The 6,761-nt window shown below is 65.0% G+C and carries 4 protein-coding genes; 2 read left to right on the forward strand and 2 right to left on the reverse strand.

The features are described 5' to 3' along the window. Positions 1 to 71 precede the first annotated feature (71 nt). Entirely contained in the window at positions 72 to 824 is a 753-nt protein-coding gene (gene rpsB, locus L995_RS06825) for a 30S ribosomal protein S2 (protein WP_016447490.1), read from the reverse strand. A 367-nt stretch (positions 825 to 1,191) separates the two neighbouring features. Here rpsB and L995_RS06830 point away from each other — a divergent pair, with 367 nt between their 5' ends. After that, positions 1,192 to 2,463 carry an FAD-dependent oxidoreductase gene (locus L995_RS06830; RefSeq protein ID WP_047470474.1) on the forward strand — a complete coding sequence of 424 codons (1,272 nt, stop codon included), beginning with the start codon at positions 1,192 to 1,194 and terminating at the stop codon, positions 2,461 to 2,463. A gap of 45 nt (positions 2,464 to 2,508) precedes the next feature. Then, positions 2,509 to 4,089, forward strand: a complete 1,581-nt coding sequence (locus L995_RS06835; protein WP_047470476.1) for an NAD(P)H-hydrate dehydratase — start codon at positions 2,509 to 2,511, stop codon at positions 4,087 to 4,089. A gap of 6 nt (positions 4,090 to 4,095) precedes the next feature. Here L995_RS06835 and rnr read toward each other — a convergent pair whose 3' ends face one another. After that, the gene (rnr, locus tag L995_RS06840) at positions 4,096 to 6,663 is read right to left on the reverse strand and encodes a ribonuclease R (protein ID WP_017404495.1); all 2,568 of its coding nucleotides are present in this window, start codon (positions 6,661 to 6,663) and stop codon (positions 4,096 to 4,098) included. Positions 6,664 to 6,761 lie beyond the last annotated feature (98 nt).

Here is a 6,761-nt window from a genome sequence, read left to right on the forward strand (position 1 = left end):
TTAAAAAAACGGGGCTACCCTGAGCCCCGCTTTTTATTCGGCGACGAGGTCGCTCAGCCGGACAAGCTCAATCAGGCAGCGGATTCTTCCACTTCCACGAACTCGTCACCGCTCTCGCCGGATGCGGCCTTGACCACGTCGGTCAGTGCAGCAGCGCGGCCTTCCAGGATCGCGTCGGCGATGCCTTGGGCGTACAGTTGCACGGCCTTGGCAGAGTCGTCGTTACCGGGGATGACATAGTCGATGCCTTCGGGATTGTGGTTGGAGTCAACCACGCCGACCAGGGGGATGCCCAGCTTCTTGGCTTCGGCCACGGCAATCTTGTGGAAGCCCACGTCGATCACGAAGATGGCGTCGGGCAGGCTGTTCATGTCCTGAATGCCGCCGATGTCCTTTTCCAGCTTTTCCAGTTCGCGAACGAACATCAGCTGTTCCTTCTTGCTCATGGCTTCCAGACCGGCTTCCTGCTGGGCCTTCATTTCCTTCAGACGCTTGATGGACGTCTTGACGGTCTTGAAGTTGGTCAGCATGCCGCCCAGCCAGCGCTGGTCAACGAAAGGAACGCCAGCGCGCTGGGCTTCGGCAGCCACCAGCTCGCGGGCCTGGCGCTTGGTGCCGACCATCAGGATGGTGCCGCCGTTGGAAGCCAGCTGCTTCACGAACTTCTGGGCGTCCTGGAACATCGGCAGCGATTTTTCCAGGTTGATGATGTGGATCTTGTTGCGGTGGCCGAAGATGAAGGGGGCCATCTTGGGGTTCCAGAAACGGGTCTGGTGACCGAAGTGGACGCCTGCTTCCAGCATATCGCGCATAGTGACGGACATATGAATACCTCAAAGGTTAGGTCTAAAATCCAGCCCGACAATTGCCCCCTGGATACAGGAAGCAACACCTTGAAGGGACTGGTTTGCGATTGACTTTGCAACGGGGGTTGCAAGCATGGGCAGGCATTCATGACGAACACCTCGCACCCCAAAGCCATCACCTGATCTCCGGCAATTCCGAAGAAAATCAGGGTGAACCCCTAGCAAAGCCGCAAGATTCTAGCATACGCCATCCCAAGACTGAGGCTTCGCACCCAACGCGCGCTCACACCCCGCATAGCCACGGCTGCCGCATCGGCCACACACTCCTGTAGTGATAGCTACATCCGCTTGATAATTCAGGCACTTCAGCAGATTCCACCCCAAAATGAACATCGCGATTGTGGGCGCCGGCAGCATTGGCGTTGCGACAGCCCACGCACTGGCCCAGGTCGGGCACGAGGTCACCGTCTACGAGCGCCATGGCACGGTGGCCGAGGAAGCCAGCTTCGGACATGCCGGCTGGCTGGGCCCCAGCCTGCTCCAACCGTGGAGCGTCCCCGGCCTCTCCACCACAGAACGCTCACCCACGCTTCCCGGCCGGCAGGCTTTGCCACGCCCCGGCTCCGGAAACCTCGCAGCCCAGCTGCGCTGGCTATGGCAATGGCGCCAGGCTGGGCGGCGCCTGCGCAAAGCCGGCGAACCCACAGCCACGATGGCGGCACTGGAGACACTCACCCAGCGCAGCCAGCAGTTCCAGCAATCGCTGTGGCGGCAGTGGGAGCTGGACCCGGAATATGTCTCCGGCAGCCTGGTGCTGCTGGGCAGCGAGGCCGACCATGAGCAACTGAAACCTGCACTGGCAGCGCTGGCCGAGGCCGGCACGCGCTGCGAGGCACTGGATGCCGCCCAGACCCGCCTGCGTGAGCCCGCGCTGGGCGAGGAGACCGCACTCGCAGGCTCCTTGTATTTCCCGCAGGCTGGCGCCGCCAACGGCCGCCTGGCCACGCTGATGCAAAGGCAGGCCGCACAGTCCGCAGGAGCACGATTCGAGACGCAACGCCTGGTGCGACGACTGCAGCCCGGCGGCGCCGGGCGCACCGCTCGCCTGCAGCTGCAAGGCGAAGACACACCCCGGTCGCACGATGCCATCGTCGTCTGCGCTGGCGCCGAGGCCGCAAACCTGCTCGCGCCGCTGAGCCTGCGCCTGCCCATGATCGCCCTGCGCGGCTATGGCATCAGTGCTCCGCTGCGCGAACAAGGCTACGCGCCCCGCCACGCCATCGTCGACTGGAGCGAGCAGATGACCCTGGTGCGCCTTGGCCAGCGCATGCGGGTCGTGGCCGGCGCTGAACTGGGCAGCCACGGCCCCATGCACGAGGCCACGCTGCAGCGCATGTACCACCGACTCAACATGGTCTTTCCCGGCAGCGCCGTGCTGACCTCGGGCGTTCAGATCTGGCATGGCACACGCATGTGCACAGCCGATGGACTGCCGTTGCTGGGCGCCAGCGGTTTGCCCGGCATCTGGCTCAACCTGGGCCATGGCAGCTGTGGTGCCGCCATTGCCCAAGGCTGCGCCAGCATGCTGAGCGACCTGATGGACAACCGCACCAGTTTCCTGGACAGCGCATTGCTGGATCCGCGCCGCTTCGGCTGACCGCTGCGGACACCCCGCCCTGCGGCTGGCGGCTATGCTCAGGCCATGCTGCGCATTCCCACATCCACCGCATTGCCACTGTTCGATACGGTGGCCACACGCACCCAGGAACAGCATGCCGCGGCCCGACTGCCCGCACACCGCCTCATGCAGCGCGCAGGCATGGGGCTGGCACGCCTGGCACGCGCCATCGCCCCTCACGCCAACCGCATCTGGATCGCCTGCGGCCCTGGGAACAACGGCGGAGACGGCTTGCAGGCAGCCGCCTGGCTTCAACAGCACCTGAACACGATGCCGGCACGATCCCGCAATTGCCGCATCCTGGTCAGCTGCGTGCGCGAACGCGACCGCATGCCCGCCGACGCGCGTGCCGCATGGGATGCAGCCCACAAGGCCGGCGTGCAATGGATCGCCCACATGCCCCCTGACATGGGGCCTCAGGATCTGTGCATTGATGCCTTGCTCGGCATCGGCCTGCGCCGACCCGACACGGCAAGCCCACCCACCCGAAAAGATGACCGATTGCTGCCGCTGCTGCGCAGCCTGCAGTCCGGCATCAGCCCCGTCCTTTGCGTGGACATCGCATCCGGCCTGGATGCCGACACCGGGCAATACCTGCCTGGATTCGAGCCCATGAACCTCCCGGTCAGCGCACGGCATACGCTGGCTCTGCTGACACTGCAACCCGGCCTGTTCACAGGAAGCGGCCGCGACGCCTGCGGCCATATATGGTGGGACGATCTGGACACAGGACTGGCAAGCAGCGCGCCACCCTTCGCCATCTCACCGTGCGCACAACTTTTCTCCCCGGAAGCCCGCGCCCCGCGTCCGCATGCCAGCCATAAGGGGAGCTTTGGCGACGTGGCCATTCTGGGCGGAGAGGGGCTGGAACACCGCGGCCTGTCCATGACCGGCGCCGCCTGGCTGGCCGCACTGGCAGCCTTGCACGGCGGGGCGGGACGCGTGATGCTGGCACTGCTCGATGCCTCGCACGGGTCAGGCCAGGCTATCTCCCCCTGGCCCGAAATCATGTTGCGCAGCCCCGAAGCACAAAACTGGCGCGGCGCCACCGTCGTGTGCGGATGTGGCGGCGGCATGGCGGTGCGCGCCTGGCTGCCCCAAATTCTGGATCAGGCGCCCAGGCTGGTACTGGACGCAGACGCACTGAACGCGGTTGCCGAAGATGAGTCGCTGGCCCTGCTTCTGAAAGAACGCAGACGACGCAGCCAGCACACGGTGCTGACACCGCACCCGCTGGAGGCCGCCCGCCTGCTGAAAATGAGCACTGCCCAGGTTCAGGCCCAGCGACTTTCAGCAGCCAGGCAACTGGCGCTCCAATTCAACTGCACTGCGTTGCTGAAGGGCTCGGGCACCGTGATCGCCGGACCGCAGGGCGACGGCAATGCATCGCCGCCCTGCTGGATCAACCCCACAGGCAACGCCCGGCTGTCCACCGGAGGAACCGGAGATGTTCTCGCCGGGCTGATTGCCGCGCTATGGGCGCAAGGGCTGGACCCCGCGCAGGCCGCAACACTGGCGGCCTGGCGCCACGGCCATGCGGCAGACCAATGGCCCGCGCAAATGCCGTTCAGCGCCAGCGCGCTGGCCCAGCGGCTGGGCCAATAGACGCCCTCAGGGCTTGCGCCGGGGCTTGGATGTCTTGCCTGCCACCTTGGACTTGACGGCCCCCAAGGCCTTCTTACCCAAGGCGCGCAGCGCCTGCACCGGCGATGGCGGCGGCAACTGCGGCAGACCGTGGTCAGCATCGACGGCGACAGACTTGCGCGCTTCAGCCGCCCTGCCCCTGCGGGAAGCGCGTGCCGCAGGTGCGGACGAACCCGGCACCACGGCCGGCTCACTCACGTCGCTTTGACGCACTGGCGCGGCCGGGCGGGACTGGGCACTCGCATATTCAGCCTCCAGCGCGGCCAGGTTCACGCCCTTGACCATAGCCTTCTTGGACGCCTTGCGCCCCTGCTTGCCGGAAGACACCGCGCCATCGGATTCAGACCGGGCTCCGCCGGCACCGCCGGAGTTACGCTGCGCACGCTTTTCCTTGGCGTCGCGGCGCCCCCATTTTTCGCCCTGATGGGCTTCCGTGCGCGCCGGCGCCCTGCCGGAACGACCCGAAGCCGGCTGCTCTTCGCCGTCGCGCACCAGGCGGAAATCGATGCGCCGGCCATCCAGGTCCACACGGCTGACCTGAACGCGCAGCCGCGTACCTATGCCGTAGCGGATGCCCGAGCGCTCGCCCCGCAGTTCCTGGCGCGCCTCATCAAAGCGGAAGTAGTCCCCCCCCAGCTCGGTGATGTGGACCAGACCCTCCACATACATGGCATCGAGCGTGACGAAGATGCCGAAGGTGGTGACCGCAGAGACCACGCCTGCGAACTCCTCCCCCAGATGCTCACGCATGTACTTGCACTTGAGCCAGGCCTCGACATCTCGGCTGGCCTCATCGGCGCGGCGCTCGTTCGCGCTGCAGTGCAGGCCTGCAGCCTCCCAGGCCTGGACCTCGGCGGCAGGCGCGCGCTTGCGCGGCTTCTGGCCGGGTGCACTGACACGCGAGGCCAGACGCTTGGCCAACTTGGCTTCGGCCTCTCCAGGCGTGGGCAGCTCGGGCAGGCGATAGTGCGTGCCTTCAAGCTCGGCCTTGATCACGCGGTGCACGAGCAAGTCGGGATAGCGGCGAATCGGACTGGTGAAGTGCGTATAGGCATCGAAGGCCAGCCCGAAGTGACCCGAATTTTCAGGCGTGTAGAAGGCCTGCATCATCGAGCGCAGCAGCATGGTGTGGATCTGCTGGGCATCAGGCCGGTCCTTGGTGGCATTGGCAATGGCCTGAAATTCGGACGTGGCCGGATTCTCGCCAAGCGCCATACCCACTCCCATGGCCTTGAGGTAGTTGCGCAGGATGTCCTGCTTCTCCAGCGAGGGCTTGTCGTGCACGCGGAACAGGCCAACGCGGCCGCTGTGCTCGATGAAGTCCGCGCTGCAGACGTTGGCGGCCAGCATGGCCTCCTCGATCAGCTTGTGCGCCTCGTTGCGCGTGCGCGGCACGATCTTCTCGATGCGGCCGTTCTCGTCACAGACGATCTGCGTCTCCGTGGTCTCGAAGTCCACGGCGCCGCGTGCTTCGCGCGACTTGAGCAGCGCCTGGTACACCCCATGCAGATTCAGCAAGTCGCCCACGCGATCGGAGCGCTTGGCAGCCTCCGGGCCACGCGTATTGGCCAAGATGGCAGCCACCTCGTTATAGGTGAAGCGCGCATGGCTGTGCATCACCGCGGGGTAGAACTGATAGGCATGGATATCGCCCTTTGCAGTGATCAGCATGTCGCAGACCATGCACAGGCGATCCACATCGGGATTGAGCGAGCACAGGCCATTGCTGAGCTTCTCGGGCAGCATGGGGATCACGCGGCGCGGGAAATAGACGCTGGTGGCACGGTCATAGGCATCGATATCGATGGCACTGCCCGTGGTCACGTAGTGACTCACATCGGCAATCGCCACCAGCAGGCGCCAGCCCTTGCCGCGCCCGACCTTGGCAGGCTCGCAGTAGACGGCGTCGTCGAAGTCGCGCGCATCCTCGCCATCGATGGTGACCAGGGGCACATCGGTCAGATCGATGCGATTCTTGCGATCGGCAGGCCGCACCCTGTCCGGCAGGGCCTTAGCCTGTGCCAGGCAGGCATCGGAAAACACATGGGGCACGCCGTACTTGCGCACCGCAATCTCGATCTCCATGCCGGGATCGTCGACCTCACCGAGCACTTCAATGATGCGCCCCACGGGCTGGCCGAACAGTGCAGGCGCCTCGGTCAACTCCACCACGACCACCTGCCCGATCTTGGCCGAACCCGTCGCGTTGGCAGGGATCAGGATGTCCTGGCCATAGCGCTTGTCTTCGGGAGCGACCAGATACACGCCGCTTTCCTGCAAGAAGCGGCCAATGATGTTGTGCGCAGGCCGCTCGATGATCTCGACCACGCGGCCTTCAGGCCTGCCGCGGCGGTCCTGCCGCACGATGCGAACCTTGACACGGTCCTTGTGCAGCACCGCACGCATTTCATTGGGAGGAAGGAAGATGTCGCCTTCGCCGTCATCACGGATGACGAAGCCATGTCCGTCGCGGTGCCCCTGCACACTGCCCCCGATTTCGTCGTTCGCGTCGGCACTTTTTGCGTGAGGGTTCATTTTCTTGGTATACAATCTAAATCTTTCCTGAGATGCCCAGGTGGCGGAATTGGTAGACGCACTAGTTTCAGGTACTAGCGGGTAACTCCGTGGAGGTT

The sequence above is a fragment of the Delftia sp. ZNC0008 genome, assembly GCF_000799035.1.
Classification (GTDB): Bacteria; Pseudomonadota; Gammaproteobacteria; order Burkholderiales; family Burkholderiaceae_C; genus Comamonas; species Comamonas tsuruhatensis.

What these genes read in the sequence shown, in the direction of transcription:
- rpsB (WP_016447490.1), bottom strand. Translation starts at nt 824, where the DNA reads ATGTCCGTCACTATGCGCGATATGCTGGAAGCAGGCGTCCACTTCGGT.
- L995_RS06830 (WP_047470474.1), top strand. Translation starts at nt 1,192, where the DNA reads ATGAACATCGCGATTGTGGGCGCCGGCAGCATTGGCGTTGCGACAGCC.
- L995_RS06835 (WP_047470476.1), top strand. Translation starts at nt 2,509, where the DNA reads ATGCTGCGCATTCCCACATCCACCGCATTGCCACTGTTCGATACGGTG.
- rnr (WP_017404495.1), bottom strand. Translation starts at nt 6,663, where the DNA reads ATGAACCCTCACGCAAAAAGTGCCGACGCGAACGACGAAATCGGGGGC.